The organism is Paenibacillus sp. EKM301P (genome assembly GCF_011800295.1).
Lineage (GTDB): Bacteria > Bacillota > Bacilli > Paenibacillales > Paenibacillaceae > Paenibacillus > Paenibacillus polymyxa.
On record NZ_JAALFM010000134.1, the window covers coordinates 1 to 266 of the forward strand.

Genomic DNA, 266 nt, shown 5'->3' on the forward strand with positions numbered 1-266 from the left:
ATGGCCGATCACCGGATTACGGTGGCCGCTTTGCCGCCGACCTATGCGGTGTACCTGGAGCCGGAGCGGATGCCAAATCTGCGTATTTTGTTCACTGCGGGCTCAGCCTCTTCCACAGAATTGGTATACAAGTGGAAGGATCAAGTGGCGTACTACAACGGCTACGGTCCAACCGAAAACTCGGTGGCGACGTCCATCTGGCCGGTATCCGAGGATGAAAGGGCAGGCCAACTCATTTCCATCGGTCGTCCTATGCCGAATCACCG

Annotated in this window: 1 protein-coding gene; it reads left to right on the forward strand. The window is 56.8% G+C overall.

The window, feature by feature from the left end; translation table 11 throughout:
- Positions 1-266 (forward strand): AMP-binding protein (locus tag HFD99_RS25205; RefSeq protein ID WP_167441095.1); only part of this gene is annotated, 266 nt, incomplete at both ends.